The sequence below is a fragment of the Frigoribacterium sp. AC512 genome, from assembly GCF_979258295.1.
On the sequence record NZ_OZ409850.1, the window covers coordinates 2,807,233 to 2,832,088 of the forward strand.

General features: G+C 74.9%; 29 protein-coding genes. 16 read left to right on the plus strand and 13 right to left on the minus strand.

The window, feature by feature from the left end; genetic code table 11:
• The first annotated feature begins 59 nt into the window (after nucleotides 1–59).
• The 4 genes from ACZZ97_RS12955 to fliW are packed head-to-tail and all read left to right on the plus strand — an operon-like array spanning nucleotide 60 to nucleotide 3,293.
• On the plus strand, nucleotides 60–602 hold the full coding sequence (locus tag ACZZ97_RS12955; RefSeq protein ID WP_463473403.1) for a flagellar protein FlgN: 543 nt from the start codon (nucleotides 60–62) through the stop codon (nucleotides 600–602).
• The gene (gene flgK, locus ACZZ97_RS12960; RefSeq protein ID WP_463473404.1) at nucleotides 602–2,017 is read left to right on the plus strand and encodes a flagellar hook-associated protein FlgK; all 1,416 of its coding nucleotides are present in this window, start codon (nucleotides 602–604) and stop codon (nucleotides 2,015–2,017) included. The genes ACZZ97_RS12955 and flgK overlap by 1 nt, the downstream gene beginning before the upstream one ends.
• 5 nt (nucleotides 2,018–2,022) lie before the next feature.
• Nucleotides 2,023–2,904 (plus strand): flagellar hook-associated protein FlgL, encoded by an 882-nt coding sequence (gene flgL / locus ACZZ97_RS12965; RefSeq protein WP_463473405.1) that lies wholly within the window; start codon nucleotides 2,023–2,025, stop codon nucleotides 2,902–2,904.
• Nucleotides 2,901–3,293 (plus strand): flagellar assembly protein FliW, encoded by a 393-nt coding sequence (gene fliW / locus ACZZ97_RS12970; RefSeq protein ID WP_194614013.1) that lies wholly within the window; start codon nucleotides 2,901–2,903, stop codon nucleotides 3,291–3,293. The genes flgL and fliW overlap by 4 nt, the downstream gene beginning before the upstream one ends.
• 92 nt (nucleotides 3,294–3,385) lie before the next feature.
• Here the strand turns inward: fliW and ACZZ97_RS12975 are convergent, their stop codons facing one another.
• Genes ACZZ97_RS12975 through ACZZ97_RS12995 form a run of 5 tightly spaced genes read right to left on the minus strand, consistent with a single transcriptional unit; the run spans nucleotide 3,386 to nucleotide 6,492 of the window.
• The gene (locus ACZZ97_RS12975) at nucleotides 3,386–4,225 is read right to left on the minus strand and encodes a hypothetical protein (RefSeq protein ID WP_463473406.1); all 840 of its coding nucleotides are present in this window, start codon (nucleotides 4,223–4,225) and stop codon (nucleotides 3,386–3,388) included.
• Nucleotides 4,225–4,680: a hypothetical protein gene (locus tag ACZZ97_RS12980; RefSeq protein ID WP_463473407.1), complete on the minus strand. Its 456-nt coding sequence runs from the start codon at nucleotides 4,678–4,680 to the stop codon at nucleotides 4,225–4,227. Before ACZZ97_RS12980 ends, ACZZ97_RS12975 begins: the two co-directional genes overlap by 1 nt.
• Nucleotides 4,677–4,979 (minus strand): hypothetical protein, encoded by a 303-nt coding sequence (locus ACZZ97_RS12985; RefSeq protein ID WP_314104197.1) that lies wholly within the window; start codon nucleotides 4,977–4,979, stop codon nucleotides 4,677–4,679. The genes ACZZ97_RS12980 and ACZZ97_RS12985 overlap by 4 nt, the downstream gene beginning before the upstream one ends.
• Nucleotides 4,976–6,172, minus strand: a complete 1,197-nt coding sequence (locus ACZZ97_RS12990; RefSeq protein ID WP_314104199.1) for a hypothetical protein — start codon at nucleotides 6,170–6,172, stop codon at nucleotides 4,976–4,978. The genes ACZZ97_RS12985 and ACZZ97_RS12990 overlap by 4 nt, the downstream gene beginning before the upstream one ends.
• Entirely contained in the window at nucleotides 6,169–6,492 is a 324-nt protein-coding gene (locus ACZZ97_RS12995) for a DUF6507 family protein (protein WP_463473408.1), read from the minus strand. The genes ACZZ97_RS12990 and ACZZ97_RS12995 overlap by 4 nt, the downstream gene beginning before the upstream one ends.
• A 191-nt stretch (nucleotides 6,493–6,683) precedes the next feature.
• Between ACZZ97_RS12995 and ACZZ97_RS13000 the strand changes: the two genes are divergently transcribed.
• The 4 genes from ACZZ97_RS13000 (at nucleotide 6,684) to ACZZ97_RS13015 (ending at nucleotide 11,053) form a co-directional block, all read left to right on the plus strand.
• Nucleotides 6,684–7,937, plus strand: a complete 1,254-nt coding sequence (locus ACZZ97_RS13000; RefSeq protein WP_463473409.1) for a PQQ-dependent sugar dehydrogenase — start codon at nucleotides 6,684–6,686, stop codon at nucleotides 7,935–7,937.
• A gap of 362 nt (nucleotides 7,938–8,299) precedes the next feature.
• Nucleotides 8,300–9,553, plus strand: a complete 1,254-nt coding sequence (locus tag ACZZ97_RS13005) for a tetratricopeptide repeat protein (RefSeq protein WP_463473410.1) — start codon at nucleotides 8,300–8,302, stop codon at nucleotides 9,551–9,553.
• 72 nt (nucleotides 9,554–9,625) lie between these two features.
• Entirely contained in the window at nucleotides 9,626–10,081 is a 456-nt protein-coding gene (locus ACZZ97_RS13010; protein ID WP_123547615.1) for a SprT-like domain-containing protein, read from the plus strand.
• Nucleotides 10,082–10,408: 327 nt separating this feature from the next.
• The gene (locus ACZZ97_RS13015; RefSeq protein ID WP_463473411.1) at nucleotides 10,409–11,053 is read left to right on the plus strand and encodes a CGNR zinc finger domain-containing protein; all 645 of its coding nucleotides are present in this window, start codon (nucleotides 10,409–10,411) and stop codon (nucleotides 11,051–11,053) included.
• Nucleotides 11,054–11,366: 313 nt separating this feature from the next.
• On the opposite strand, the gene ACZZ97_RS13020 is transcribed toward ACZZ97_RS13015, so the two are convergent.
• Nucleotides 11,367–11,672 (minus strand): DUF427 domain-containing protein, encoded by a 306-nt coding sequence (locus ACZZ97_RS13020; RefSeq protein WP_123547613.1) that lies wholly within the window; start codon nucleotides 11,670–11,672, stop codon nucleotides 11,367–11,369.
• A gap of 132 nt (nucleotides 11,673–11,804) precedes the next feature.
• The gene (locus tag ACZZ97_RS13025; protein ID WP_463473412.1) at nucleotides 11,805–12,440 is read right to left on the minus strand and encodes a 2-phosphosulfolactate phosphatase; all 636 of its coding nucleotides are present in this window, start codon (nucleotides 12,438–12,440) and stop codon (nucleotides 11,805–11,807) included.
• Between the two features lie 239 nt (nucleotides 12,441–12,679).
• Between ACZZ97_RS13025 and ACZZ97_RS13030 the strand changes: the two genes are divergently transcribed.
• Nucleotides 12,680–13,171, plus strand: a complete 492-nt coding sequence (locus tag ACZZ97_RS13030) for a hypothetical protein (protein ID WP_314104146.1) — start codon at nucleotides 12,680–12,682, stop codon at nucleotides 13,169–13,171.
• 63 nt (nucleotides 13,172–13,234) lie between these two features.
• On the opposite strand, the gene ACZZ97_RS13035 is transcribed toward ACZZ97_RS13030, so the two are convergent.
• Nucleotides 13,235–13,567, minus strand: coding sequence for a DUF4333 domain-containing protein (locus ACZZ97_RS13035; protein WP_314104145.1), 333 nt, complete (start codon nucleotides 13,565–13,567; stop codon nucleotides 13,235–13,237).
• Between the two features lie 238 nt (nucleotides 13,568–13,805).
• Between ACZZ97_RS13035 and ACZZ97_RS13040 the strand changes: the two genes are divergently transcribed.
• From ACZZ97_RS13040 to ACZZ97_RS13050, 3 genes are all read left to right on the plus strand, one after another.
• Nucleotides 13,806–14,432 (plus strand): DUF1684 domain-containing protein, encoded by a 627-nt coding sequence (locus ACZZ97_RS13040; RefSeq protein ID WP_146903578.1) that lies wholly within the window; start codon nucleotides 13,806–13,808, stop codon nucleotides 14,430–14,432.
• Nucleotides 14,433–14,488: 56 nt separating this feature from the next.
• The gene (locus ACZZ97_RS13045; protein ID WP_314104144.1) at nucleotides 14,489–14,893 is read left to right on the plus strand and encodes a hypothetical protein; all 405 of its coding nucleotides are present in this window, start codon (nucleotides 14,489–14,491) and stop codon (nucleotides 14,891–14,893) included.
• Between the two features lie 413 nt (nucleotides 14,894–15,306).
• Nucleotides 15,307–17,148, plus strand: a complete 1,842-nt coding sequence (locus ACZZ97_RS13050; RefSeq protein WP_463473413.1) for a DEAD/DEAH box helicase — start codon at nucleotides 15,307–15,309, stop codon at nucleotides 17,146–17,148.
• Nucleotides 17,149–17,403: 255 nt separating this feature from the next.
• Here ACZZ97_RS13050 and ACZZ97_RS13055 read toward each other — a convergent pair whose 3' ends face one another.
• On the minus strand, nucleotides 17,404–18,318 hold the full coding sequence (locus tag ACZZ97_RS13055; RefSeq protein WP_463473414.1) for a hypothetical protein: 915 nt from the start codon (nucleotides 18,316–18,318) through the stop codon (nucleotides 17,404–17,406).
• A gap of 217 nt (nucleotides 18,319–18,535) precedes the next feature.
• The gene (locus ACZZ97_RS13060) at nucleotides 18,536–19,093 is read right to left on the minus strand and encodes an NUDIX hydrolase family protein (RefSeq protein ID WP_463473415.1); all 558 of its coding nucleotides are present in this window, start codon (nucleotides 19,091–19,093) and stop codon (nucleotides 18,536–18,538) included.
• A 100-nt stretch (nucleotides 19,094–19,193) separates the two neighbouring features.
• Here ACZZ97_RS13060 and ACZZ97_RS13065 point away from each other — a divergent pair, with 100 nt between their 5' ends.
• Entirely contained in the window at nucleotides 19,194–19,895 is a 702-nt protein-coding gene (locus ACZZ97_RS13065; protein ID WP_463473416.1) for an alpha/beta hydrolase, read from the plus strand.
• A 103-nt stretch (nucleotides 19,896–19,998) separates the two neighbouring features.
• Nucleotides 19,999–20,676 carry an SIMPL domain-containing protein gene (locus ACZZ97_RS13070; RefSeq protein ID WP_463473417.1) on the plus strand — a complete coding sequence of 226 codons (678 nt, stop codon included), beginning with the start codon at nucleotides 19,999–20,001 and terminating at the stop codon, nucleotides 20,674–20,676.
• Between the two features lie 15 nt (nucleotides 20,677–20,691).
• Here the strand turns inward: ACZZ97_RS13070 and ACZZ97_RS13075 are convergent, their stop codons facing one another.
• The 3 genes from ACZZ97_RS13075 to ACZZ97_RS13085 form a co-directional block, all read right to left on the minus strand.
• Nucleotides 20,692–21,492 (minus strand): SDR family oxidoreductase, encoded by an 801-nt coding sequence (locus tag ACZZ97_RS13075; protein ID WP_463473418.1) that lies wholly within the window; start codon nucleotides 21,490–21,492, stop codon nucleotides 20,692–20,694.
• A gap of 167 nt (nucleotides 21,493–21,659) precedes the next feature.
• Complete coding sequence (locus tag ACZZ97_RS13080) at nucleotides 21,660–22,271, minus strand: hypothetical protein (RefSeq protein ID WP_463473419.1); 612 nt, start codon at nucleotides 22,269–22,271, stop codon at nucleotides 21,660–21,662.
• A complete protein-coding gene (locus ACZZ97_RS13085) occupies nucleotides 22,229–22,810 on the minus strand; it encodes a GNAT family N-acetyltransferase (protein WP_463473420.1) in 582 nt (193 codons plus the stop codon). Before ACZZ97_RS13085 ends, ACZZ97_RS13080 begins: the two co-directional genes overlap by 43 nt.
• Nucleotides 22,811–22,987: 177 nt before the next feature.
• Here ACZZ97_RS13085 and ACZZ97_RS13090 point away from each other — a divergent pair, with 177 nt between their 5' ends.
• Together ACZZ97_RS13090 and ACZZ97_RS13095 are read left to right on the plus strand one after the other, a co-directional pair.
• Entirely contained in the window at nucleotides 22,988–23,440 is a 453-nt protein-coding gene (locus tag ACZZ97_RS13090) for a DUF1810 domain-containing protein (RefSeq protein WP_463473421.1), read from the plus strand.
• A 381-nt stretch (nucleotides 23,441–23,821) separates the two neighbouring features.
• A complete protein-coding gene (locus ACZZ97_RS13095) occupies nucleotides 23,822–24,673 on the plus strand; it encodes a Rossmann-fold NAD(P)-binding domain-containing protein (RefSeq protein WP_314103207.1) in 852 nt (283 codons plus the stop codon).
• The last annotated feature ends 183 nt before the right edge of the window (nucleotides 24,674–24,856 follow it).

A 24,856-nucleotide genomic window follows, 5' to 3' on the forward strand; every position in this document is an offset into this window, starting at 1 on the left:
TGCAGAGGACATCACCGCTCCGCTGCACCACCCGACGACCCCCTGACCGAGGAGGCCCCATGGGCGCGAACGAGCTGTCCGCGCTGCTCTGGCGTGAGCGAGAGCTGCTGGAGCTGCTGACCTTCAAGCTGGAGGAGGAGCAGCTGCTGCTCACCGCCGGCCGCACCCGCTGGATCGAGCACGCGACCCGCGAGGTCGAGCAGGTGCTCGAGCGCCTCCGCGAGGCCGGGCTGGCCCGTGCCGTCGAGGTCTCGTCGGTCGCCCAGGAGTGGGGCACGGACGAGGAGGCGCCCCTCCGCGAGATCATCGCCGCGGCTCCCGCAGGCCCCTGGGGAGAGATCTTCACGGCTCACCTGAGGTCGATGACCGACCTCACCGCCCGCATCGCGCAGCTGCGCGACGAGAACGAGCGGTTCCTCCGCGCCGCCGCCCGGGCGACGCAGGAGACCATGGCCACGGCGGCCGACGCGGCCGCCGGCAGCATCTACGACGCCAGCGGCTCTGTCGGGGGCGCCTCGGCACAGCGCGCCGGACGTGCCGGCGCGGGCGCCGCCTCCGGCAGCCAGGTCTCCGGCGGTCAGCTCTTCGACGGGCGGCTGTGATGGTCAGCACCTTCGGCAGCCTGCACACCGCCTACACCGGCCTCGTCGCCGCCCGCACCGGCATCGACGTGACCGGCCAGAACATCGCCAACGTCAACACCGAGGGGTACACGCGCCAGCGCGTCGGCCAGAGCTCGGTCGAGGCGCCCGCCCGGACGGGCCGCTTCAGCGCGGGCGTCGTGCCCGGACAGGGCGTCGCGGTCGACGCGATCGCCCGCCTCGGCAACGCCGTCGTCGACGGCCAGGTCCGCGGCGCCGCGGCCGCCGCCGGCTACCAGTCCGTGCGTGCCGATGCGCTCTCGTCCCTCGAGCAGGGCCTCGGCGAGCCGCGCAGCACGGGCATCACCGCCCAGCTCGGCGCCTTCTGGAACTCGTGGAGCGACGTCGGCAGCCATCCCGACCAGACCGGCCCCGCGTCGGTGCTGCTCGGCCAGGCGAAGACCCTCGCCGCGAGCATCGCCTCCGGCCACCAGGCCGTCGAGGACCAGTGGAGCGCCACCCGCGGCACCGCCCAGACCCTCGGCGTCCAGCTGAACGACGCCGCCCGCCAGGTCGCCGACCTCAACGGCCGCATCCGCTCGGCCGTGCAGGACGGCACCAGCGCCAACGAGCTGATCGACGCCCGCGCCCGCCTCACGGAGCAGATCGCCTCGATCGCCGGCGGCACCGTCCGCGACGCCGGCGACGGCACGGTCGACGTGCTGATCGGCGGCAACGCCCTCGTCAGCGGCACGACCGCGCGCGGCGTCGTCGTCAAGGGCGAGTTCGCGATGAGCGCCTCGACCGGCGTGACCGTCGAGTGGGCGCATCGCCCCGGCGACCCCGTGGCCATGGACGGCGGCAGCCTCGCCGGCGCCGTCTCGCTGCTCGGCCCCGCGGCCGGCGGACAGGGCGGCGCCCTCGCCGAGGCCGCGGCCTCGTACGACGCCCTCGCCACGCAGCTCGCGACGCAGGTCAACGCCGTGCACGCCGGCGGCGTCCGCGCCGACGGCCAGCCCGCCGGCCAGTTCTTCGCCCTGGCGCCCGGCGTCTCGGCGGCACGCGGCCTCACGGTCGTGCCGACCGGCGCCTCCTCGATCGCGTCGGGCGGCGGCGCGGGAGCCCTCGACGGCTCCGTCGCGCAGCGCATCGCGCAGATCGGCGTGGGCTCGGGCTCGCCCGACCGCGCCTGGTCGTCGATCGTCGCCGGCATCGGAGCCTCCGCCAAGAGCGAGATGGCACAGTCGTCGCTCGCCGACCTCGCCGCGTCGTCGGCGAAGAACCGGCAGCTCTCGGGCTCGGGCGTGAGCCTCGACGAGGAGAACGTCTCGCTGCTGAGCTACCAGCACGCCTACCAGGGCGCCGCACGCGTGATGACCGCGATCGACGAGATGCTCGACACGCTGATCAACGGCATGGGCCGGGTCGGGAGGTAGGGACGATGCTGACACGAGTGACGAACCAGATGACCGCGCTGCAGTCGCAGCAGCACCTGCAGGCGGGCTCCGTGCGCCTGGCGCAGGCGCAGGAGCGGGCCACGAGCCTCGACAAGCTGAGCCGCCCCTCCGACGACCCCACCGCCACGGCCGAGGCCCTGCGCGTGAAGAGCCTGCAGTCGGCCCACGCCCAGCACACCCGCAACGTCGCCGACGGCGACGGCTGGCTGAGCACGACCGACTCCGCCCTGATCGCCGCCGACTCGCTGATGGCCAAGGTGCGCGAGCTGACGCTCCAGGGCGCCAACGGCTCGCTGTCGCCGAACGCCAAGGAGGCGGTGGCCGTCGAGCTGGAGGGCCTCAAGGCCGATCTGCTCGGCGTCGCCAACACGAGCATCAACGGCCGCAGCGTCTTCGCCGGCACCTCGGACGCCGGGGTCGCCTTCCGCGCCGACTACAGCTGGACCGGCACCGCGGGGTCCAGCGTCACCCGCCGCATCGGGCCGGAGACGACCGTCGCGGTCGACTCGGACGGCTCGGCCGCGTTCGGCATCGGCGCCTCCTCCGTCTTCGCCCTGATCGACGACATCGCGACCAGCCTCCGCAGCGGAGGCGACGTCGCGTCCCACCTGACCACCGTCGACGCCCGTGTGTCCGGCCTGCGCAGCGTGCAGTCCGACATGGGCGCGCGCCACGCCCAGCTGCTGAGAGCCGAGGACACCCTGATGGACACGAAGGTCACGCTGGAGGCACAGCGCGCCGGGCTCGAGGACCTCGACCTCGGCCAGGCCGTGCTCGACCTGCAGCTGCAGAACAACTCGTACCAGGCCGCCCTGCAGGTCACCGCGAAGGTGCTCCAGGTCTCGCTGATGGACTTCCTCCGATGAGCGCCGTGACCGCCCCCGTGGCGTTCGTCGCGCCTCCCTTCGGGCTCGAGCCGCTGGTCGACTTCGTCCTCGACGAGGTCGAGGGCGCGACCGGGCTGTTCGCGCTGCGGGCGACGGACACGTCGTCCGAGGTCCGGCTCTACGTGCTCGACGCCGCCGTGCACCTGCCCGACTACTCGCCGGTGCTGACCGACGAGCAGACCACCGGGCTCGACCTGCACGACGCCGCGGAGGCGCTGCTGCTCGTCGTCGCGACCCCTGCGGCCAGCGGCATGACGGTGAACCTGCTCGCGCCGGTCGTCGTCAACACGCGCACCGGCCGGGCCGCGCAGCTCATCCTCGAGGGCCAGGACTGGCCGCTGCGCGCGGAGCTCGCCGCCCGCGCCTGAGCACCGCCCGCGCCTGACCCGCCCCGCACCCCGGAGTGGACGATGCACCCCGTCGTTGCGGGGTGCATCGTCCACTCCGGGGTGTCTGCCGGTCAGGCGTCGACGCGGCGCTCGGTGAACATCGCGAGGACGTCCTGCAGCACGGTGCCGGTCGGCACGGGGAACAGCTGCACGAGGTCGGGGCGGTCGACCACCGGCTGACGTCGGAACGCGCCGGCGTCGCCCGCGGTCACGACCCGGAAGCCGTTGCCCGTCGTGGCCGACCAGCCGGAGATCTGCGTCCACGCCGGCCGGTCCCAGAGACGGCGCATCGCCCAGTCGTCGACCGGCGACGGCTCGGACCGCGGCCCGGGGCGGTCGATGCGGTCGTCGAGCACGTCGGCCGGCAGGATCAGCGGCTCGTCCTCGGCGACGGCCCAGGCGGGCGACAGCCCGGTCCAGGCGAGGAGGCGCCCCACGGCCCGGTCGAGCGGCAGCAGTTCCAGGTGGACCGGCCCGGTCTGCGCCGGCGCGTCCTGCGCCGGCGCGGCCACGGCCGGGCCCTCGAGCAGCTCGGCCACGGACGCCCTCGCCTGCACGACCCCGATCTCGCGGTCGGCCCAGTAGCCCCAGGTGCTCGTGCGCCCCGCGTGACGGGCCTCGACGCCGAAGGTGGCGACGGGGGCGCCGATGCACCGGGCGACGGTGGCCCCGTCGGCGGTCAGGGCGCCGAGAGCGGTGGTGAGCCCCGCCGAGCGGAGCTCACGCCCGGCCTCGGACGTCCGCTTCGCCTTGGCCACGAGGCCGCGTTCGCGGATCGACCAGAGGTGCTGCAGCGCCTCGTCGCTGACCGACCACCGCGACGTCGGTCGAGGCTGGTGCAGCGGCACCCGCTCGAGCGACTCGAGGTCCTGGCCGACCTTCGCGGAGGCGGCGACGTCGAGCTGGGGCATCACGGGGCGCCTCCCGGCGAGAAGTCGAGCCCGCGGACGAGCTCGGAGAAGTGCGGGTGGACGAGCAGCATCTCGTCGATCGAACAGCTCGCGGTCACGTGCACGTGCGTCGCGCCCGTGGCGAACACCCACTGCTGCACGCACACGTACGCGGAGTCGGAGTCGTAGCCGTACGTGACCAGGCGGCCCGGCACGGCACCGTCGTGGAGCGGCTCGACGGCCAGCACCTGGGCGTCGCGCTGCAGGCCGAGCGTCGCCGCGACCACGTCGGCCGACGCGGCGGGCACGGGCTCGTCGGAAGGGCGGCGGGTGACCACCACGTTCGGTCGGAAGCTGTCGTCGGGACGCTCCGGCCACGCCAGGACGACCGCCTCGGGCGCGTCGTCGACCACGACCCAGCCGTCGGGCACGGGCACGAGCACGTCGGGCGTGGCGACCACGCGCGACTCGCTCACGAGAGACCCCGGCTCGCCCGGTACCAGCGAGGCAGCAGGAGGCGCGGGACGCCGAACACGAGCAGGCCGACGAAGAAGACGAGGGCGACCAGCGCGACGCCGAGCGACCCGAGGGCCACGGCGGCCGACGTGTCGGCCGTGAGGCCGAAGAGCAGCGCCATGAGCACGCCGACGCCGAGGTACCACCACGGCAGCACGAAGCTCGGCGGCTGGCGTCGGGTCCACGACCGCCAGAGCCCGAGCTGGGCCGATCCGCCGAGCACGATCATGCCGAGTCCCACCACTGCTGCGATGATCATCCGAAGAGGTCCTCCCAGACGTCGTGGACGGCGTCCTCGGCCGCACTGCCTTCATACCATCCCGTGAGCACGTCGCCGAGCGGCTCGGCGCCGAAGCCGCTCGCGAGCCCGCCGCCCACGATCGCCCCGATGGCCGTGCCCACGCCGGGGAAGATCAGCGTCCCGAGGGCGGCGCCGGCGGCCGCGCCGGCGAACCCGGTCGCCACGCCCGCTCCGCCCTTGATGACGGTCGCCGTCGTGATGCTCTCGGCGCGCTGCGACGTCGTCCACTCGGGGTGGTCGCGCTGGTCGGCGACGTACTCCTCGTAGCCGGCTGCGCCGAGGGTCAGCACGAAGCCGGCAGCTCCGAGCGCACGGCCGCCCCACTTGGCCGCCGTGGGGATCGCACCGGGGCTGACCTTCGCGTCGCCGACGAAGAGGTCGTGCGGCCGGACGCCGGGACCCACCTCCAGCGGAGGCGGCGCCGGAGGCCTGGGCAGGAGCAGGGACGACCCGGGGCTGCGCCAGACGGGCTTGCCGTTGACGAAGTCGTCCGGGGCCGGCACCGTCATGATCGTCGGGACGGCGTCCGCCGGCACGATGGCGATTCGGCGCCAGCGCGACAGGGCCTCCTCGGTCGTGGCCATCAGACCACCCGTCAGCACGCCGCCGAGTCCGTCCGACGTGAGGTCGTGGAACCGCGCGACGACCGTGTCGGAGTACTTGTCGAGCACGTTCAGCGCGTCGGCGCAGTCCTGGTCGGCGGCGTCGGCGTCGACGTTGAACCGGCGCACGCGCTCGGCGAGGTCCTCCGTGGCGGCCTCGGCGGCGCGGACGTCGGCCTCGTGCCCGGCCGGGTCGTCGGGGTCCTCGACGGGGGCGGGCGTCGCCGCGTGCGCCGCGACGTCCTCGACGAGGGCCGCCCTGCGGGTGGCGAGCCGCTGCAGGTCGCCCGCGTAGGCGTCGAGCGCCGCGGCGGCCGTGCCGGCGTTCTGCTCGATCATCGCCGCGATCGTCGCGGGCTTCTGCATCGCCTGCAGGACCGTCTCGCGCTCGGGGGTCTCGTAGACGTCGCCGCCGCCGAGCCCTGCCCACGAGCGGCTCGCGGCGTCGACGGCCGACACGACGTCCGAGCCGAAGGTCGTCAGCGACGTCGCGGCCGCCTGGAGCGTGCCCGGGTCGGGCAGCTCGCGCAGCTCCTCGAAGGCGGTCATCGCGGCTCCACCGCCCCGTCGCTGCGGGTGCCCATCTCGGCGTCGCCCGCCTCGTACGCAGCGATCGCCGCCTCCGTCGCCTCGACCGCCGCGGACAGGCGCTGCGCGACCGCGGCCAGGTCGAGCTCGAACGGGTCCGTGAGGATGCGCTCGAGCGACGACGTCGTGGACGGCGCCTTGCCGGACGTCGCCGTCGACGCCGACTGCAGCGCACTCACGAGGCCGACCTCGAGCTGCCCGAACCCCTCTGCCTCTGTCCGTGCCCCGGCCACGGCGGCACGCGCCGTCGCAGGGTCGATCCGCCAACCGTCTATGGGCATGTCCCGCTCCCCCGTGAGTCCTGCACCTGAACGACTGCCCAGTGTACCCATCTGTCTCCGCGACGCCACTGCCGCTCGCACGTTCGTCACGGTCGGGTGACGGACTCGTCACGGTCGTGCAACGATGCGCCGCACCCGTCGCCCGGCCCGCTCCTCCTCATGTCTGATTGGAGCACGAGGAGGTGCACCCCATGACACGAGACCGGCCCCGACCCCGGCCCGCCCGGCGCACGCGCGCCGTGGTCGCCGCTGCCGTGACGACCTCCCTCGCCCTCCTGCTCGCGGGCTGCACCGGAGGCGACGGCGCGTCCCCGGGCACGTCGTCGTCCCGCTCGGCGAGCGACGCCGCCGCACCCGTCGAGACGACGCCCGGTCCCGGTCCGGTCGCGCCGACCACGGACACCGCGGCGGTCCGCGTCGCCGACGGGGCCGAGCCGACCGACGTGGTCACCGGCCTCGAGGCCCCCTGGTCGGTCGTGCGGCTCGACACCGGGTCATCGCTCATCAGCCTCCGCGACAGCGGCCGCGTCGTCGAGCTGACCGGCGACGGGTCGGTCCGCGACGTCGCGACCCTCGACGGCGTCGTGCACCAGGGCGAGTCGGGCCTGCTGGGGCTCGCCGTGCTCGCGGGGTCGCCCTCCTACCTCTACGCCTACCTGACGACCGCCGACGACAACCGCATCGTGCGCGCGCCCCTCACGGGCGAGCCCGGCTCGTACGGACTCGGCCCCGTCGAGGACGTCTTCACCGGCATCCCCGCCGCCCGCAACCACGACGGCGGCCGCATCGCCTTCGGCCCCGACGGCATGCTCTGGGCGACCACCGGCGACGCCTCCGACGACACCGCGTCGCAGGACGAGACCTCGCTCGGCGGCAAGGTGCTGCGGATCTCGCCGACCGGCGCCGTGCCGAGCGACAACCCGATGCCCGGGTCGCCCGTGTGGAGCCTCGGCCACCGCAACCCGCAGGGCATCGCGTGGGACGCGTGGGGCGGCGGCTGGGTCGCCGAGTTCGGCCAGGACACCTGGGACGAGCTGAACTCCCTCGCCCCGGGCGCGAACTACGGCTGGCCCGAGGTCGAGGGCCGGAGCTCGTCGGGGTCGTCGGGGTCGTCGGGGTCGTCGGGGTCGTCGGGCCGGTTCCTCGAGCCGGTGCTGCAGTGGCGCACCGACCAGGCGAGCCCGAGCGGCCTCACGGCCGTCGGGTCGACCTTGTTCCTGGCGGGTCTCGGCGGCGAGACGCTCTTCGAGATCCAGGTGCCCGAGGCCGGCGAGGCGACGTCGACCGAGCGGTTCTCGGGCGACGAGTCGCTCGGGCGGATCCGCGACGTGCTGCCCGGGCCGGACGGCACCCTCTGGCTGCTGACGAACAACACCGACGGCCGCGGCGACACCCGGCAGGGCGACGACCGCATCGTCAGCGTGCCGCTGCAGCCGGTCGGCTGACGGGCGCGGCGCGGCGCCGCGCGGCGCCAGGTCCGGCAGGGGTCGACCCGCGCCTCTTGCGATCCGGTCGTGGCCGCCGCCGCCGCCGCCGCAAAGCGAGACAGATCCTGCTCGCCCGCCCCTTGCTGCCCAGCTCCCCCGGTCGCGACGCGGCGGATCACTCTCAAATTTGAGAGGACCACGCGCGGTGGCGACCAAGCGAGACAGATCCTGCTCGCCCGCCCTTCGCTGCCCAGCTCCCCCGGTCACGACGCGGCGGATCACTCTCAAATTTGAGAGGACCACCACAGTATTCGAGCGGACCGCCGCCGAGCGCGCGCCGGACGGCCCGAACGACCACCCTGCGGTTACCCTCGTACTCGATGAGCCAGCACGACTCGAACCCCGGATCCGCGACCGGCAGCACCCGCCCCCGCAGCGTGCCGCCGGGCTCCGACGCGCCCTCGGGCCGCACCTCCCGTCCGGTCCCCGGCGTCGAGCCGATAAGCCTCCGCGTCGCCGTCGACGTGCGCACCGCCGAGGCCCGTCTCGCGGCCCTCGGCCAGAGCCGCAGCACCTCCGCCCTGGGCGAGCGCGCCGACCTGCTGCGCACCCTGGGGCGCCTCGACGAGGCCCTCGCCATCGCCGAGGAGGCGTTCCGCCTCGCCCACTTCACCGGCGACCGAGCCGACTCCACGGCGGCGCGCATCCGTCGTGCGCACGTCCTCCGCGAGCAGGGCAAGCTCGAGCGCGCGCTCGGCGACCTGCACACCAGCCGCATCACCGCCTCCACCGAGGAGTGGCGCGTGCTCGAGGCCACCGCCGCCGAGCTCGAGGGCTACACGCTCTTCGACCTGGGCCGCTACGACGAGAGCGACGAGGTCCTCACCGCCGCGCTGACGGCCTACGAGCAGGCCGGCGCCGCCCGTGACCGGCTCGACGCGCTCCGCACCGTGATCGAGGGGCTGATGCGGGCTGCGCACGAGGGCCCCGCGCACGCCCGCGAGACCGGCTCGATCACGCCGATCGGCCGCGCCGCGACGGGCGCCCACGCGGCCGTCGTCTCGCCGCCGGAGGAGGGCGACACGAACCCCTCGGGCCTGCCTCGCGTCGGGGGCGGGTCGCCCGCGACCGCGGCTGTCGGGCACGACGGCCAGGGCGAAGGAGGCGCACAGCAGTCCCCGGAGCACGCGGACGCCCCGGCTCCCGCCGCCTCCGCCGCGCCCGCCCCGGCTTCGCCCGCGACGTCAGAGCCCGGCGCGGCTGCCGCAGCTGCCGCGTCGGCCGCGGTCCCGGCCCCGCAGGCCCCGGCGCCGATCGAGCCTGCCCTCGCCGCCGCGATGCGGATCGATCCCGGTGACGCGCCCGCCGCCTCCTCGGTGCCTGTCGCCCCGTCGGAGCCCGTGCTCGACAAGCCGTCGACCCGCGCCGACACCAGCCTCTGGGGCAAGATCTCCAGCCTCGCGGCGAACGCCGCCGGGCACCGTGACCGCGAGGGCGAGCGTGCCGTGGTCGTCGACGCCCCCGCGGTCGACGACGACGGCGAGCCCCGCCGCGGCGCCACCGGCGTCACCGGGGTCGTCGACGGGCTGCCGCGCGACGACGAGCCGACCACCTGGCCGTTCCCGTCGCGCTGACCTGCGCGTCGATGCTGCGCCGCGCCTCCTCGTGACGCCCCGGACCGTGCCCGCCACGCGGAGGGGCTGACCGTGGCCGACCTCGACCGGGTGCGGCGCTGGGCCGACGCCCTGATCGCCCTGCACCTCGACCCTGCCGTGTGGAGCTTCGGCTTCGACGCGGCCAAGACCCGTGCCGGGCTCTGCGACTACGGCAAGAAGCGGATCACCGTGTCACGGCACCTCGCGGGCAGGTACGAGGACGACGAGATCCACCAGGTGCTGCTGCACGAGGTCGCGCACGCCGTCGCCGGGTCGCGGGCGGGCCACGGTCCGCGCTGGAAGAGCGTCGCCACCGAGCTGGGCTACGTCGGCGGCCGGCTGCACGACGGGGCGATCGCCTCCGAGCTGGCCCCGTGGGTCGGCGTCTGCGCCGCCGGGCACGAGCACTTCCGCTACCGGGAGCCGAAGCGGCCCCTTGCCTGCGGTCGCTGCTCGCGCCGGTACGACCCCGCGCACCTCATCACCTGGACCAAGCGCGCCGTCTGACGCTCTGAGCCGCGGGGCCCGCCTTCGCGCCCGGCGCCCAGCGCCCGACGTCCGGTTGAACCCTTCTCAAATTTGAGAGGGATCCGACCGTGGGCGACCTAGGAGTCAGCCCTGCGGGGAGTCATCTGCCAGATCTGTCTCGCTCCACTGCCACTGCCACTGCCGCTGCCGCTGCCCCCGTCGGGCCCGCAAATGCCGACCGCAAAGGCTCGACACGCCCGGGATCCGCCCCACCACGCGGCGTGTCGCACGTCCGCGGTCGGCATGTGCGGAGCCGCAGAGCCGAGGAGGCGCGAGCCGAGCCGCGTAACCGGCTACGGTGGTCAGATGAAGACTGGGCAGTGGTTGCGCTCCGACACCGGCACGCTCTGGTTCTTCGACTCCGGGGCGCTCGCGCTCGACTTCGCGTACCTCGGCGGGTTCCGCGCCGGCTCGCGCCTCGGCCCCGAGTCAGGTCTCGCGCAGCCGGTCGACGGCTCGTCACCCTGGGACGGCCTCCTGCTGCCCGCCGACCTCGACGACTGGCTCGCCGAGCGGTTCCCCGGGATCGGCGGCGGAGCCTCCGACCGCGAGCTCGCGGACGCCCGCGGCCTCCGCGACGCGATCGCGCGGCTGGCCGTCGCCGCGGTCGACGGGGCCTCGCCCGACCCCGGCGACGTCGACATGCTCAACCTGTTCGCCGCGACGCCGGACGTGCCTCCCGCACTCGCCGGTGGTCGCCGTCAGGCCGGCGCGGGGCGGCTGCGGCTGGGTCAGGCGCTGGCCTCGGTCGCCCGCGACGGGGTGCGGCTCTTCGACGAGGTCGGGTTCGGCGGCGGGGACGAGTCGCGCCTCCGGCGCTGTGCCAACCCGCTGTGCGGGCTCGTCTACCGGGACGAGTCGCGGGCCCGCAGCCGCCGCTGGTGCTCGATGCAGCGCTGCGGCAACCGGGCGAAGGTCCGAGCGCACAGGGCGCGTTCGGCTCAGCGGTGACGCGCCAGCGTCATGCCGAACGCGCCGGGTGAGCCTGCGAACCCGGATCGGCTCAGCGGTGACGCGCAGCGTCACGCCGAACGCGCCGGGTGAGCCTGCGAACCCGGATCGGCACAGCGGTGACGCGCAGCGTCACGCCGAACGCGCCGGGTGAGCCTGCGAACCCGGATCGGCTCAGCGGTGACGCGCAGCGTCACGCCGAACGCGCCGGGTGAGCCTGCGAACGGCCCGCACACCACACCGGCGAACGAGCACCGCACCCCCGGATTCAGGGGTGCGGTGCTCGTTCGCGGGTGCGAGGCGACAGGTGCGCCTACTCGACGACCTGCACGTCCTTCCAGAACGCGACGTAGCCGGTGTAGTCCTTGCCGACGCGGTCGAACGACGCGGGGATCGGCGTGGGGTAGCTCCACGCGCGGTCCTGCAGCAGCGTCTCGCCGTCCTTCACGCTGAAGTACTGGGTGTCGCCCTTCCACGGGCAGTGGTACTGCGTGGGGCTCTTCTCGAAGAGCTCGTCGTTGACGCTCGCGGGCGGGAAGTACCAGTTGCCCTCGATCGAGATCAGCTCGTCCTTCGGTGCCTCGGCGACCACGGTGCCGTCGCTCAGAACTGCCTTCATCGTCCACTCCTCTGGTCGGGGGCTCGGTCGGCCCCCGTGCTGGGCAGAACGCTACGCCAGCTCGCTCTGTTCCCCGTGCGAGCCGGGCCAGCCGGGTCAACCGTGCGAGCCGGGTCAGCCGGGTCAGCCGGGTCAGCCGTCCTCGCCGGACGGCACACGGTGCACCGTCGCGACGGCGGCCGGTGTGCGGGCGGCGGCCAGCGCCTCCTCCTGCCCGGTCGCCACGAGCTCGGCAGCAGACGAGGAGGCGGTCAGCAGGTGGGACTGAGCGCCCCGCAGCGACACGGCCGCGGCACACGCGACGGCGGCCTCGGGCGACGAGAAGTCGATGCCGGAGGCGGCGAGCGCGTCGACCACGACCCCCGCGGCGAGGACGTCCTCGACGGCGGAGCGGAACCCGTCGTCGTCGAGCGCGCCCGCGGCGACCACGGCCACGACTGCGCGGTCGCCCCGCTCGGCCTGGCGGTCGAGCACCCGGCGGGCGACGTCGGCCGAGGAGGCGGCGGTCGCGTGCAGCACGAGCGCCTCGGCGTCCGAGACGGCGGCGACCGCGTCGAGCACGTCGGCCGTCGAGAGGAGGCCGTGCCCGTCGAGGACGTCCACCACCACCACGACGTGCGCCCCGGGCGCGACGCGGGCCGCACCGGCGACGCCCTGGTCGAGGCGGACCTGGTACTTGGACTGGTGCGGCTCCCTGTGCCGGGGCTGCTGCTGCGGGGCCTGCGGCTGAGATGCCGTCTGCTGCGGGGCTGTGCGAGGTGCGGTCACGTCCTCAGGGTAGGTCGGGGCGCCTCCTCGGGTCGGTGCGTTGCCCCGCGTTACGACGAGCGCGGGCTGCACGATGCAGGACGTCGCGACCCGCACTTCCTGAACCGTGCACGACTCAGGACCGGGAGTCCCCCCGGTGCGCGACTCAGGAGCGATCTTCCTGAATGAGGAGAGCCGCCCAGCACCGGCGTCCGACACGCCGCGCCCGCCGCCCAGCCCACGGGAGCAGACTCGTCCGCATGCACGTGCAGCTCAAGATCCGACTCGCCTGTCCCGTCGACGCCGCGGCCGACGCCCTGCGCGACCCGGCCGTCATGGTCGCCGTGACGAAGCCGCTGGTGCGGTACCGCTCGCTCGCGCCCGACGGCTTCCCTAGCCGCTGGACCGAGGAGGCGCACCCCGTGACCGCCCACATCCTCGGCCTGCTGCCCCTCGGCGACACGCACGTCGACCTCGACTGGCACGACCGTGACGGCGCCTGGATCCAGCGTGACACCGGGAGGGGCACCGCCGGCCAGTTCTCGCGGATGCGCATCGACCACCGCATGGCGGTGTCGCCCCTGGGCCCCGACGAGACCCTGCTGCGCGACCGCCTGGTGTTCCACGCCGGGCCGGTCGGCATCGCCCTGTGGCCCGGGCTCTGGCTCGTCTGGCAGTGGCGGGCGCTCCGGATGCGCGCCCTCGCGCCGGGCTGGCGTGCACCCGAGACGCACCCGCGCCACGCGGGCTGAGCGCGAGCACGCGCCGGTCGAGACCGGCGCACGCGGCCACGTCCCGACCGGGGCGAGCGCGACCTAGCCCTTCGGCTCCTGGTCGACCTCGACGGCGACCGAGTAGTCGTCGCCTCCGTCGGTGCTGATCGTCGAGACCGAGTCGTAGACCGTCTCGTCTCCGATCGCGCCGACGTCGCAGTGCACCTCGTCGCCGTCGACGAGGTCGATCGCGTCGTCGCCGCAGTCGACGTCGGGTCGCTGGCCGACGGTCTGCTCGAGCGCGTCCGCGACCGTGGTCGCGAACTTGTCGGCGGAGACCGTCCGGTTCACCTGTGCGGAGCACCCCGCGAGCCCGAGCCCCAGCACCGCGGTCGTGACGAGCACGGTCGTGGCCGTGCGGATCCTGTTCTGCATGTTCTTCCCCCTGACGGGACGACCGTCGCCCCCGGGCCGATCCTGGCAGACCGCGCCGTCGCACGACCGGCTGCCCGGAGAGCGGCCCGGTCGTCGCCCGACCGGCCGCCGCGAGACGAGGAGGCGCCTTCCCGGTCCCCGAGGAGGCGTCCCGACTACCGTCGCCCGCGTGACCGACCCGACCCCCACCTCCTCGTCCCCCACCGCCGCAGGCGACGCCGCCGCGGCCGCGCCCCTCGTGCCCGACACCGACTCGGGCCTCGCGCTGGCGGCGTGGCGCCGGACGATCCACGGGCTGTACCGGCAGGTGCGCGAGGCGACCGACCTCGAGGCGGCGCACGACCTGTGGCGACGCACCCGCGACGAGCTCTTCACGACGAACCCGGTCACGCCGCTGCTCCCCGAGGACAGGCCGCACTTCACCGGCCTGCCGACGAAGCCGTACGACGCCGCGTGGCGCTTCGAGGTGCCCATCCTGCCCGCGGAGCCGCACCGCATGGTCGTCGAGACGGGCACCGACGGCGACGTGCCCTTCGACCGGGTAGGGCGCGTCGAGGTGCCGGGCGTCGGCTCGCTCGACGTGTGGCGGCTGCGCTCGTACGGGGGCGGCCTGTTCGTGCCGGTCGGGGACGCGCTCGCCGGCAAGCCGGGCGGCACCTACGGAGGTGGTCGGTACCTGATCGACTCCGTCAAGGGCGCCGACCTCGGGCCCGGCTCCGAGCCGGGCACGATCGTGCTCGACTTCAACTTCGCCTACAACCCGAGCTGCGCCTACGACCCCGCGTGGGCCTGCCCGCTCGCGCAGCCCGGCAACCGCGTGGCCGTCGAGATCCCGGTCGGCGAGCGGTACTCGGGGGCACACTGAGCCCCGGCCCGGACCGTGCAGCGGGGGCAGGACGACCTGTCCGCTAGCGTGGCCGCATGACCGTGCCGACGCCGCCCGACGGCTCTTCATCCGCGACAGCTGCCCCCTCCTCGCCCGAGGTCGTGACGGAGGCGCTGCTCGCACTCGGCCGCGACCCCGCGAACCCGTTCACGGTCGCCGTCGAGGACGGCAGGATCGTCGCCACCTGGGTGTACCAGGACGCCCGGGGCATGCTCGGCAGCAGCCGCTCCGGCTACCGGCTGCGCATCACCCTGCTGCCCGAGACCCACGAGTACAAGCGGTCGGAGATCAACACCGAGCGCAGCGTCGGGACTGCGTCCGGCTCGTACACGTTCAACTCGGCGAAGGTCGTCGGTCCCGTCAAGCGGACCCTCGCCGCACACGGCTGGCACCGTCGGAGGACGGCCCTCGGCAAGGCGATCCGCGGCCTCTTCTCCTAGGTCGACCCGCCTGCCCGGCGTGCGCGCCCTGCGGGCCCGGCCCGCGCCTCCTCGCGTGCCCGGCCCGCGCCTCCTCGCGTGCCCGGCCCGCACCTCCTCGCGTTCTGCGACGAGTGCCGCTAAGCTGATGTCACTTGCGAGTCGGCCCGACCGGCTCCCTGCGTCGTAGCACGCCCCTCCTCGCCTCTCGCCCTGGCACACACCCAGGCATCCAGCAGGCGCGCGAAGCTCACTCTGCGGCGAAACGATCGTGCACACCTGCACCGTCGCCACACCTCGAGCCCGGCTACGACAGCCGCTCACCGGCTCTGCACCGCCGTTCCCGGCAACGCCCACGACCACTGCGTCAGGGCGACCGAGACGCGTGGCCCGCAGCCTCGGCCCGGCTCGACACCTGCCCCTGAAAGGCACGCATGTCACTCACCACCGACTCCCCCGTCGTCCCGGTCGCCGACGCGACCGACGCCCCCGCCGTCTCGTTCGCCTCCCTCGGGGTCCCCGCCCCGATCGTCTCCGCCCTCGCGAAGGACGGCAAGGAGAACGCTTTCCCGATCCAGGTCGACACGCTCCCCGACACCCTCGGCGGACGCGACGTCCTCGGCCGCGGCAAGACCGGCTCGGGCAAGACCCTCGCCTTCTCGATCCCGATGGCCGCGCGCCTCGGCGGCAAGCTCGCCGGCGGCAAGCGCCGCCCGGGCCGCCCGCTCGGCCTCGTGCTCGCCCCGACGCGCGAGCTCGCCACGCAGATCGACGCCGTCCTCGCGCCGATGGCGGCCGCGTACGGCATGAACACCACCACGATCTTCGGCGGCGTCTCGCAGAACCGCCAGGTCCAGGCCCTCAAGTCGGGCGTCGACATCGTCATCGCGTGCCCCGGCCGCCTCGAGGACCTCATGAAGCAGGGCTTCATCAAGCTCGACGCCGTCGAGATCACCGTGCTCGACGAGGCCGACCACATGGCCGACCTGGGCTTCCTGCCCGGCGTCACCCGCATCATGAAGGCCACCCCGAACGACGGCCAGCGCCTGCTCTTCAGCGCGACCCTCGACAACGGCGTGGACAAGCTGGTCAAGCAGTTCCTCCACAACGAGGTGCTGCACTCGGTCGACGAGGCGAACTCGCCCGTCGCCGCGATGACCCACCACGTCTTCGAGACGCCCGACCTCGACAGCAAGAACGCCCTCGTGCAGAAGCTCGCCTCGGGCAAGGGGCGCCGCATCCTCTTCATGCGGACCAAGCACCACGCCAAGAAGCTCGCCAAGAAGCTGACCGAGGCCGGCATCCCCTCGGTCGACCTGCACGGCAACCTGTCGCAGCCGCAGCGCGACCGCAACCTCGCCGCGTTCCAGGACGGCTCGGCCCGCGTGCTCGTCGCCACCGACGTCGCCGCCCGCGGCGTGCACGTCGACGACATCGAGCTCGTGATCCACGTCGACCCGCCCACCGAGCACAAGGCGTACCTGCACCGCTCGGGCCGCACCGCCCGCGCCGGAGCCGAGGGCGACGTCGTCACCCTCGTCATCCCCAGCCAGAAGCGCGACGTCGCCCAGCTGATGAAGAAGGCCGACATCAAGCCGACCACCACGGCCGTCACGACCTCCTCCCCCGAGGTCGCGGCGCTCGTCGGCGAGGTCGCCGCGTACGTGAAGCCCCTGCCGAAGTCGGCCGTCCAGCAGCAGCAGGGCGGCAACGGCGGAGGCGGCGGAGGTCGCTCGCAGGGCGCCAACGCCCAGCGCAAGCGCGCCGCCCGCCAGGACAGCACCGGCGCCCCGATCGCCCGTGCCGACCGCTCGGGTCGTCCCGCTGCGGGCGGCGGCCGTGCAGGAGGCGCGGGTCGCGACGGCGGACCCGCCCGCTCGGGCGGTCGTGACGGAGCACCCCGTGGCGGACGCGACGGCGGCGGTCGCTCGCGCGACGCTGCTCCCCGCGGCGGCGCCTCGACCTTCTACTCGACCGAGTCGGGCCGCGGCGCGTCGACGCCCGTACGTGACGGCGGCGCCCGCGACTCCGAGGCTCGCGGCACCCGCCAGCCCGGACGCCGCGCCCAGAGCGACGGCGGCCAGAGCCGCACGAACGCCGTGCGCAACGACCAGGCCGACTTCGCGGCGTCGCAGGGCGAGCGTTCGCAGGGCGGTCGCTCCGGCGGCGGCTCGCGTCGCGCCTCCTCGGACGGCGGACGCCCCGGCGGCCTCAAGGTCGGCGGTCTCGTCGGCGGCAAGCCCCGCAGCGGCGGCGGCCAGCGCGGCGGCCGCTAGGCCCCACGGCACCACGTGCACCCACGCCCCCGGGCGGCGCCACCGCGCCGCCCGGGGGCGTCGCGCTGGGCCCGCGCCCGCGCTGGGCCCGCGCCCGCGCTGCGCCCGCGCCCGCGCTGCGCCCGCGCTGCGCCCGCGCCCGCGCTGCACCCCCGAACCCGCACGACACCTCCGGAACCGCTGGTGCAGTGCCGAACAGGGGGTGCAGCGCCCGGCGGGGGCCGCGCGCTCGGGCGGCGCTCCGGCGGCACCGCCTCAGCAGACGCCCGCGCGGGCCAGCTTCCGGAGGAGCGGCTCGACCGCGAGCGCCTCCGCCCAGCCCCAGCGCACGACGGTGCGGACGCCGGGCAGTGCACGCAGGGCGTCCTCCCGCAGCTTCTCCTCGACGACGACCTGCTCGGCGGTGCGCCCTGCGCGCATCGCGGGGTCCCTGTACTTCACCTCTCCGTCGAACTCGCCGATCACCCCGCAGCACGGCCACCAGAAGTCGACGAACCCGACGAGCGACCCCTCGGCCGGCAGACGGGCCTGCAGCTCGGGTCGCGTCAGCCCCGCGGAGTGCATGGCGGCGCGGCTGATCGACTCCCCGGGCGACTCGGCTCGCCCGTCGGCGAAGGCCACGGAGGCGGCGGCCCGCCGGCTGCCCTGGGCACGACCGTGCTCGGCGAGGACTCCCTCGAGGTCCTCTCGGGAGAACGCGCCGACAGCGAGACCGTGGTCGAGGACGACGGCCCCGCCACGGAGGTCCCATCGGCGGACGACGTCGACCGCTGCCCGTCGCGGCAGCACCACCGGCAGCCCCTGGACCACGCTGGTCTCGTCGTTCCGCAGGGCCACGGCATGTCGGTGCACGGTCGAGCTGACCTTGGTGCGCGGGCGCCCCCGGGACACGACGTGCACCCGCGTCGGCCATTCGCCCAGCAGCGGGAAGCCCTGCAGCGCCAGGGCCGACTCGTGCGACACGAACGTGTCCGGCCCGAGCCGCGGCACGACCGCGTGCACGCGGGCCCCGTGCTGCTCTGCGCGGGTCAGGGCGGCCCACTCGTCGGCGCGGACGTACGCCCCTGCGGTCAGGCGGACGAGGCGCCCGCGCCGGGCGTCGCGCTCGAGGGTCGAGCTGTCGCCCCCGTCGGCCACGACCTCCTGCCGGAGGACGAGCAGTCCTGACATGTCACGCACGAGACGAGCATGTCGCAGGCGGTCCTCGGGGCGCGACCCGAGCCTCCTCGGCTGTGGACAAGTCGCCCGCCGCACCCTCGGATCCGGATTGCACCCTCGGATCCGCATGGCACCGTCGGTTCCAGGGGTGCAGCGCTGGTTCAGGGGTGCAGCGATGCCGCCGGGCGCGCCACGCAGCGCGGGCGCGGCGCAGCGGCGCGGCGCAGTGCTAGTGCAGCGCGCCGACCGAGGCGAGCGCGCTCCGCAGCAGTGCTCCGCGCCCGCCCTCCATCTCGCCGGCGACGTCGTCCGACGCGGCCTGGTGCGGCGTCAGCCAGGTGAGCTCGAGCGCGTCCTGGCGGGGGTCGCAGGTGCCGGTGACGGGCACGACGTACGCGAGCGACACGGCGTGCTGGCGGGCGTCCGTGTAGACCGACGACCCCGGCAGCGGGAAGTACTCGGCGACCTGGAAGGGCACCGGCGACGGCGGCAGCTGCGGGAACGCCATCGGCCCCAGGTCCTTCTCGAGGTGGCGGAACAGCGCCGTCCGCAGGCTCTCGCCGTACATCACGCGCCCCGAGACGAGCATCCGCGAGATCGACCCCCCCTCGGAGGCGCGCAGCAGCACCCCGACCTCGGTCACGACGCCCATGCCGTCGGTCCGCACCGGCACCGCCTCGACGTAGAGGATCGGCATGCGCTGCCGGATCGTGTACAGCTCCTCCTCGGACAGCCAGCCCGGGTTGGGGTCGCCGGGCGTGGGGTCGGGGGTCTGCACGGAGCTCATGGCCCCTGTCTACTAGCCCTTCGTCACGGTCGGGTGACGAAACGCTCTCCGAGCCCCGAGGAGGCGCGCGTCCCGTCAGCCCGTCTGGCAGGGTCGAGGCATGGTCACGATCGATCCCGCCCTGGTCCGCTGGTCCGTCGAGGAGCCCGACCGGGCCGGGCGGCCGCTCGTCGTGCTGCTGCACGGCGTCGGCTCGCACGAGGGCGACCTGATCGGACTCGCCCCCTACCTGCCGCAGAACGTCGCGCTCGCGTCGCTGCGCGCCCCGCTGCCGCACGGCGACGGCTTCTCCTGGTACCCGCTCAGCACGCCGGGCGCCCCGTCCGCCGGCGCCGTGGACGACGCCGCGGAGGCCGTGCTCGCCTGGCTCGACTCGCTCGGCGACGCGCACCCCTCGGTCAGCCTGCTCGGCTTCTCGCAGGGCGGCTCGCTGTCGCTGCAGCTGCTGCGGCACGCTCCTCGCCGCTTCGAGTTCGCCGCGGTGCTGGCGGGCTTCGTCGTGCCGACCGCGCCCGACGCCGACCCCGATACGGCCGCAGCGTCCGCCGCTCGTGACGAGGCCCTCGCCCAGGTCCGACCGTCCGTCTTCTACGGCAGGGGCGACGTCGACTCGGTGATCCCGGTCGCCGCGGTCGAGCGCACCTCCGCCTGGCTCGAGACGCACGCCGACGCCGAGCAGACCGTCTACCCGGGCCTCGCCCACGGCGTCTCACAGGAGGAGCTCGCCGACCTCGTCGCCTTCATGTCGCGGGTCACGGCCCCCGCGGTGCTCGACGGTGCGGACGAGGCGCCCGTAGCCTGAGGCGCAGCCCGGCCTCTGAGGCCGAGCCCGGCCTGCTGGCGGCGACCGCCGAGGAGGCGCGCGCCGCCCCGGCCGACCGCCCGCCCACTCGAGGAGGCAGACCATGACCACGATCGCCGTCACCGGCTCCGTCGTCCACCGGCACCACGCCGAACGGGGGGTCGTGCACCTGTCGCTCGTCGCCGAGGGCACCGACCGTGAGGCCGTCGTCGCCGAGGCCGAGTCGCTGCACGCGCGGGTCTCCGAGCAGGCCACGGGGCACCGACGGCAGGGCGCCGCGACCTGGTGGAGCGCGCAGGACGTGACCGTGGGCCCCGTCGTCCCGCCGGTCCGCTGGGACGCGGACGGCACCTCCTCGGCTCCCGACCCCGACCTGCCCGCCCGCTTCCGGGCGCGCTCGGTCGTCGTGGTGCGGTTCAGCGACTTCGCGGCGCTCTCGGCCTGGGTGTCCGAGCTGGCCCGGATCGACGGCGTCTCGGTCGACGCGCTCGAGTGGTCGCTCGGCCACGACTCGCGGGCGGAGGCCGAGCGGGCGGCCCGCGTCGCGGCCGTCGGCGACGCGGTGACGCGAGCGCGCGACTACGCCGAGGCGCTCGGCCTGTCGCAGCCCGTGCTCGTCGCCGTCTTCGAGCCCGGACTGCGCCCCGGGGCGGCGGGCGGTGCCGCGACCTTCGGCCTCGCCCGCGCGGCGACGTCCCCCGCAGGAGGCGGTGGCGGCTTCGATCTCGCCCCCGCCGACATCGAGGTGCACGCCGAGATCAGCGCCGACTTCACGGCGTAGGACGCGAGTCCGCGGTCAGACGCGCCGCCACCCGTCGCCCACCAGGTGCGACCCGCCCTGTGGCCCCATCTGCAGCATCCCCCCGTCCACGGCCCAGGAGGCGCCCGTCACGTACCCGGCCGCGGGCGACGCGAGGAACGCGATCACCGCCGCGACCTCGCGCGCGTCCCCGGGACGTCCGAGCGGAACGCCGGGCCGGTCCACCGTCGTGGGGTCGACGTCGGCCTGTCCGGTCATCGGGGTCGCGATCTCGCCGGGCGCGACCGCGTTGACGGTGATGCCGTCCCGGCCGAGCTCGAGCGCCATCGTCTTGAGCAACCCGCCGAGCCCGTGCTTCGCGGCGTCGTAGGCGCCCGAGCCGACCCGCGGCTGGTGCTCGTGCACGCTCGTCACGCCGATGAGGCGCCCGCCGGTGCCCGCCGCGACCATCCGCCGGGCGGCGCGTTGCAGGCAGACGAACGCGGCGTCGAGGTCGACCGTGACGACCCGCCGCCACTCCTCGAGCGAGAGGTCCACGACCGGGACGGACGACCCCGTGCCCGCGTTGTTCACGAACACGTCGAGGCCGCCGAGCCGCTCGGCCAGGTCGTCCACGACGTCCCCGCAGCTCTCGAGCTGCCCGAGGTCGAGGTGCGCGACGTGGGCGGTGCGCCCACGGGAACGCACCTCCTCGGCGGTGGCCTCCGCCCCCGCCTGGTCGTCGAGCCAGGTCACGCCGACGTCGAGGCCCGCCTCGGCGAGGGCGACCGCGGTCGCCCGGCCGATCCCGGACTCGGAGCCCGTGACGACAGCGGTGCGGGGCAGGAAGGGACTCACGGCGGGGACCTCTCGACATCGACGGCGGCGGGCGGGGCGGGGCGGGCGGACGGACGTGAACGTCCAAGGAGTCGACGACCGGCGGGGAGCTGCCCTCCCCGCCGGTCATGCTCGACGGTAGCCGGGCAGGTCCGACGCGGTCAGGGCCTTGACACGAGGTCGAGGCGTCACAGCTTCTTGCTCCACGCCCCCTCGTGCTCGAACGGAACGAAGCCCACGGCCTCGTTGACGTCGAGCATCGGCCGGTTCTCCTCCGCGTTGAAGGTGAACACCGCGGGGTGCCCGGGACGCTCGGCGAGCAACAGGTCGGTCGTGGCGACCTTGAGCAGCCAGCCGAGCCGGTGCCCTCGGTGCTCGCGCAGCACGAGGGTGTCCTGCTGGAACGCCGGTCGTGCGCGGTCGGCCGGCGCCTCGACCTGGCTGAACCCGACGAGCCTGCCGGAGGCGACGTGCTCGACCACCGCCGTGAACCGGGTGCGGGGACCGGAGATCGAGCGCTCCTCCTCGTCGCGCCAGCGCTCGGCGGTCCAGACGTCCTCCGGCTCGTCGAGGCCGCCGGCGGGGGCGTCCGTGCTCATCCGCGTCTCGAGCGCGGCGAGGTCGTCGACCCAGCGCTCGGGCGAACGGCCGACCCAGGTGTGCAGGCGGTAGGCGTCGCCCGCGGCCGACCGGGCGCGCTCGCGGACCGTGCCGAGCGCCTCCTCGTCCGGGGGCAGCGGCAGCCGGCTGCAGCGCATCACCTGGCCGAGCTCCCAGCCCCGGGCCAGCAGGAAGCGCACCTCGTCGTTCCCCCGCGGCACCGACCCGGCGCCGGTGGGGGAAGGAGGCGCGGCTCGCCCTCGCCCCGGGAGCGCACGTAGGCGATCACCTGCGTCCGCCCCTCGGCGCGGGCGAGCTGCTCGAGGTGCTCGGCCAGCAGCGTGCCGTGGCCGCGGCGGCGGGCCTCGGGCAGCACCGACACGTCGAGCCAGGCGGTCGTCGCGGCGTCGCCCTCACGGCGCGTCTCGTACCAGCCGACCGCGACGAGACGGCCCTGCTCCCGCACGCCGAAGAGCCGGTGGTCGCTGTGCACCTCGTCGAGCAGGTGGGGGAGCTGCTCGTCGGGCTCCCACGAGAGCTCGTCGGAGCCGATCGCGGCGCGCCGGACGGCGTTCTCGAGGTCGACGGCGGCGACGTAGTCGGCGGCGCCTGCTGCGTCAGGCGACACGGACGCGGGGAAGGGGATCTGCTCGACGACGGCGTGCGTCGGCGTCTCGGGGACGGCGTGCGTCGGCGTCTCGGGGACGGGCTCGTGGCCGGGCTCGGCGGTGGAGGTCATCGTGGTCTCTCGGGCCGCGGGGGCGTGCGGCGAGGACGCGCCGCCCGGTCCGGGCAGCCGACCAGACTAGCTCGTGCGGCGACGGCTCCGCCAGCCCCTGGAGGGTCGCGGGCTCGCAGGGGCGACGACAGGCCCCGTGTCGGACGCACCGCCCGTCGACGGGCGTAGACCGGGACGATGACCGACGACGACCTGCTCTCCCGCCACGACCTCGACCGCTTCGTCGACGCCCAGGAGGCGGACGGCACGTACGACCACGCGCTGCGGGAGCTGCGCGCCGGGCGCAAGCGCGGCCACTGGATGTGGTTCGTGTTCCCGCAGGTGGCGGGGCTGGGCACCAGCGCGACCTCGCGGCACTTCGCCCTCGACACGGTCGGTGCCGCCCGGGCGTTCCTCGCGCACCCGGTGCTCGGCCCGCGCCTCCTCGACTGCGTCGACGCCCTGCTCGAGCTTCCCGACGGTGCTGACGGCCCCTCTGCCGTCGACGTGCTCGGCGAGGTCGACGCGATGAAGCTGCACTCGTCGCTGACGCTGTTCGCCCAGGCGGACCCCTCCGAGGAGCGCTTCGCCCGGGCGCTCGGGCGGTTCTTCGACGGGACGCTCGACCCGGCGACGCTCGAGCGGCTCTGAGCCGCCGCACCCGTCCGGAGCTCGCTGCCGCCCGCCCGCCCGGACACAGCTGCTGGCCGCTGGCTGCTGGCTGCTGGCTGCTGGCTGCTGGCTGTTGGCTGCTGGCCGCAAATGCCGACCAATCTGGCCTCGAGACCGCATCCGGCGACCGGAAAAGCCGCTACAACGGGCTCTCCGGTCGGCATTTGCAGCTTCACGGGCGGTGCCTGCGGCTTCCCGGTCGGCATCTGCAGCTTCCCGGTCGGCAACGGCGGGAGGCGCGGCCCGCGTCGGCGCGGAGCGCTGTGCGCGGGAGGCGCGGGCCGCTTCGGGGAGGGACCGGCAGGAGGTGCGGGGCGCCCCGCCCAGGCCGCGCCGCACCTCCGTCGGTACGCTCGATCGATGAGCATCGTCATCGCCGGCTGCGGCGACCTGGGCACCGAGACCGGCCTGCGGTTCGCCGCCGAGGGGCACCGCGTGGTGGGCCTGCGCCGCCGGCCCGAGGTGCTGCCCGAGCAGCTCGAGGGCCGCGCCGTCGACCTGCGCGCCGAGGCGCCCGTGATCGACGACGACGCGACGGTCGTCGTGGTCGCCCTCGCCGCGGGCAGCCGCGACCCGGACGAGTACCGGGCCACGTACGTCGACGGGCTGGCGCACGTGCTCGACGGGATCGAGCGCTCGGCGGCCGACCCGCGCCTCCTCGTCGTCTCGTCGACCGCGGTGTACGACGTCGACGACGGCGGCCTGGTCACCGAGGAGACCCCCGCGACCGGCGGCACCCCCACGGCCGCGGTGCTGGTCGAGGCGGAGGCGCTGCTGCGCGACCGCGCACCGCACGCGACCCTCGTGCGACTCTCGGGCATCTACGGTCCAGGGCGCGAGCGACTGATCGAGCAGGTGCGCGGCGGGTCGGCGACCCTCGCCGAGACGCCCGGCACGTCGCCGCACACCAACCGGATCCACCGGGACGACGCCGCCGCCGCGCTCGTCCACCTCGCCGGGCTCGCGATGGTGGGGCCGGTCTACCTCGGCACCGACGACGAGCCGGCGCGGCTCGACGACGTCCTGGTCTTCCTGGCCGCGGAGCTGGGCGTCCCCGCTCCGCAGCCCGCGCCTCCTGCGGGGCGGCAGGCGGGCGGCGACAAGCGGCTGTCGAACGGGCTGCTGCGCGGGACGGGCTTCACGTTCGCCTACCCGACGTTCCGTGAGGGGTACCGGGCCGTGCTCGCGGGCGAGGGCACGCGCTGGGCTTAGTCGCACCGGGTGCTGGCGCGGACGGAGGCTGGGCCGAAGCCCGGACGCGGGCACGGACGCGGACGCGGACGCGGACGCGGATCACTCTCAAATTTGAGAGTGTTCCTGAGCCGGAGGACGGAAGGAGGCGGCAGCGCGGTCGCGCGAAGGAGGATCCGTCTCGCATTGCGGCACGTCGACCCG

What these genes read in the sequence shown, in the direction of transcription:
- ACZZ97_RS12955 (WP_463473403.1), top strand. Translation starts at nt 60, where the DNA reads ATGGGCGCGAACGAGCTGTCCGCGCTGCTCTGGCGTGAGCGAGAGCTG.
- flgK (WP_463473404.1), top strand. Translation starts at nt 602, where the DNA reads ATGGTCAGCACCTTCGGCAGCCTGCACACCGCCTACACCGGCCTCGTC.
- flgL (WP_463473405.1), top strand. Translation starts at nt 2,023, where the DNA reads ATGCTGACACGAGTGACGAACCAGATGACCGCGCTGCAGTCGCAGCAG.
- fliW (WP_194614013.1), top strand. Translation starts at nt 2,901, where the DNA reads ATGAGCGCCGTGACCGCCCCCGTGGCGTTCGTCGCGCCTCCCTTCGGG.
- ACZZ97_RS12975 (WP_463473406.1), bottom strand. Translation starts at nt 4,225, where the DNA reads ATGCCCCAGCTCGACGTCGCCGCCTCCGCGAAGGTCGGCCAGGACCTC.
- ACZZ97_RS12985 (WP_314104197.1), bottom strand. Translation starts at nt 4,979, where the DNA reads ATGATCATCGCAGCAGTGGTGGGACTCGGCATGATCGTGCTCGGCGGA.
- ACZZ97_RS12990 (WP_314104199.1), bottom strand. Translation starts at nt 6,172, where the DNA reads ATGACCGCCTTCGAGGAGCTGCGCGAGCTGCCCGACCCGGGCACGCTC.
- ACZZ97_RS12995 (WP_463473408.1), bottom strand. Translation starts at nt 6,492, where the DNA reads ATGCCCATAGACGGTTGGCGGATCGACCCTGCGACGGCGCGTGCCGCC.
- ACZZ97_RS13000 (WP_463473409.1), top strand. Translation starts at nt 6,684, where the DNA reads ATGACACGAGACCGGCCCCGACCCCGGCCCGCCCGGCGCACGCGCGCC.
- ACZZ97_RS13005 (WP_463473410.1), top strand. Translation starts at nt 8,300, where the DNA reads ATGAGCCAGCACGACTCGAACCCCGGATCCGCGACCGGCAGCACCCGC.
- ACZZ97_RS13015 (WP_463473411.1), top strand. Translation starts at nt 10,409, where the DNA reads ATGAAGACTGGGCAGTGGTTGCGCTCCGACACCGGCACGCTCTGGTTC.
- ACZZ97_RS13020 (WP_123547613.1), bottom strand. Translation starts at nt 11,672, where the DNA reads ATGAAGGCAGTTCTGAGCGACGGCACCGTGGTCGCCGAGGCACCGAAG.
- ACZZ97_RS13030 (WP_314104146.1), top strand. Translation starts at nt 12,680, where the DNA reads ATGCACGTGCAGCTCAAGATCCGACTCGCCTGTCCCGTCGACGCCGCG.
- ACZZ97_RS13035 (WP_314104145.1), bottom strand. Translation starts at nt 13,567, where the DNA reads ATGCAGAACAGGATCCGCACGGCCACGACCGTGCTCGTCACGACCGCG.
- ACZZ97_RS13045 (WP_314104144.1), top strand. Translation starts at nt 14,489, where the DNA reads ATGACCGTGCCGACGCCGCCCGACGGCTCTTCATCCGCGACAGCTGCC.
- ACZZ97_RS13050 (WP_463473413.1), top strand. Translation starts at nt 15,307, where the DNA reads ATGTCACTCACCACCGACTCCCCCGTCGTCCCGGTCGCCGACGCGACC.
- ACZZ97_RS13055 (WP_463473414.1), bottom strand. Translation starts at nt 18,318, where the DNA reads ATGTCAGGACTGCTCGTCCTCCGGCAGGAGGTCGTGGCCGACGGGGGC.
- ACZZ97_RS13060 (WP_463473415.1), bottom strand. Translation starts at nt 19,093, where the DNA reads ATGAGCTCCGTGCAGACCCCCGACCCCACGCCCGGCGACCCCAACCCG.
- ACZZ97_RS13065 (WP_463473416.1), top strand. Translation starts at nt 19,194, where the DNA reads ATGGTCACGATCGATCCCGCCCTGGTCCGCTGGTCCGTCGAGGAGCCC.
- ACZZ97_RS13070 (WP_463473417.1), top strand. Translation starts at nt 19,999, where the DNA reads ATGACCACGATCGCCGTCACCGGCTCCGTCGTCCACCGGCACCACGCC.
- ACZZ97_RS13085 (WP_463473420.1), bottom strand. Translation starts at nt 22,810, where the DNA reads ATGACCTCCACCGCCGAGCCCGGCCACGAGCCCGTCCCCGAGACGCCG.
- ACZZ97_RS13090 (WP_463473421.1), top strand. Translation starts at nt 22,988, where the DNA reads ATGACCGACGACGACCTGCTCTCCCGCCACGACCTCGACCGCTTCGTC.
- ACZZ97_RS13095 (WP_314103207.1), top strand. Translation starts at nt 23,822, where the DNA reads ATGAGCATCGTCATCGCCGGCTGCGGCGACCTGGGCACCGAGACCGGC.